Source organism: Pseudomonas sp. A125, from assembly GCF_055409485.1.
This window is the reverse complement of sequence record NZ_JBUZVP010000081.1, coordinates 1-1,378: the sequence shown is the minus strand read 5'-3', so window position 1 is coordinate 1,378 and position 1,378 is coordinate 1. Positions and strand designations below refer to the sequence as shown.

Annotated in this window: 1 protein-coding gene; it reads right to left on the bottom strand. The window is 61.8% G+C overall.

Going from position 1 to position 1,378, the window contains the following annotated elements:
• Positions 1–1,378: DUF4158 domain-containing protein (locus ACZRN6_RS36465; protein WP_182275478.1), on the bottom strand; the 1,378-nt coding region annotated here is incomplete at both ends.

The window sequence follows — 1,378 nt, the reverse complement described above, 5'->3', positions numbered from 1 at the left end:
TCGTCAATGTAGAGCTCGCCCGCCTGGAAGCGTTTCCTGACCTGACGGTAAAGCCAGAATTCGTAACGATCGGCATGCAGGCCTGTCGGCGTGCCTTCGGCATCGAACATCAGCAGGTACGGACGCAAGCGTTTCGGCAGCGTTGCCGCCGGACATTCGTCGAGTGGCCGTTGTGATAGGCGCTGCTGCTTGGCGAACACGCTCTTGGCCCAAGTCAGCGCCGCGAGCCATGGGTTATCGGGGGCCGTGCCGGCGAAGTCGAGCGCGACGTACAGCGGCCGTAGATGGCGTCGAATGCGTTCGGCCAGGCCGTCCACCGCCTGCCAGTGCAGCGCCAGTTTGTTCAGTGGCTTGACGCTCATGCGCTGCGCCGTGTTTTGCAGCAATTCCCTGGACATGATTTTGTAGGCGCGTTGGCGCACCTCGCCGAACGGCGTCGGATCGGCCACGCTGTCGTCCACGTACAGCGACAGCAGGCGGCCAACCTGCGGCGTTTCCTGATGGCGTCGCAGCTGTTCGGCGACAAAGGACTGTTTCGCACCCGTGCGGCTCTCGTCCTCAAGTTTTTTCATGTGGAAGGCCATCGCGTCGACCAGGTTGTCGGTGAGCTGCCGGTAACGTACCCAGGCATAGCACAGCAGGTAGAGCCGGGTCTGCTCCGCCTTCAGGTGGCGCAGGTCATGGACGGTATAGAAGTTCGCCAGGCTCGCGTAGTACAGCAGGTTCTGCTGCGAGATGCCGAGCTTGGGCAGCAGCGCCTTGGCGATCCCGTGCAAGGACTTCAGCGTGGCGCGCTTCTCGCGCTCCCCTGCCATCTGACGCCAGCCGAAATCTTTAGCGTCCTGCTTGAGCGCTGCCAGTTGAGACAGGGTGTCGTCACGCACCAGGAGCTGGCCCAGCGCAGCTTTGGCCGATTCGTCCAACACTTCTGCCAGCAAGCCGCCCAAGCGCCTGCGTTCGGTGGACAGGGCTTCACTGACCAGCTCTTGTAAGGTGGTGTGGCCGGGCCGGATGATTTTGTGCTCGCTGAGCCAAACGATCAGTTCGGCGGCCACGAATCCTGGCATTACGTCGCGCCGCACGATCTGTTCAGCCTGCTGTGCCAGTTGCGGCAGGAAGCTAGCCGCCCACGACCGGTAGCCGAACAGTTCGGCGATCTGACCCCTCTGGCTGTAGTGCTCATGCTTGGTGATCGCCTTGCGTTCGAACGCTTCGCCGTGGAAATAGCGACTCAGCACGAAGGCGCAATCGTCCTCGACCTCATGCCAATCGAAGCGGAAGAAAGCATGCTTGGCCTTGAAGTAGCCGATCTGCAAGACGCAATAGACTTGGGCCTGCAGGCTAGGCCGGCTGCTGGCGAACGCCAGTTCAGATTCGG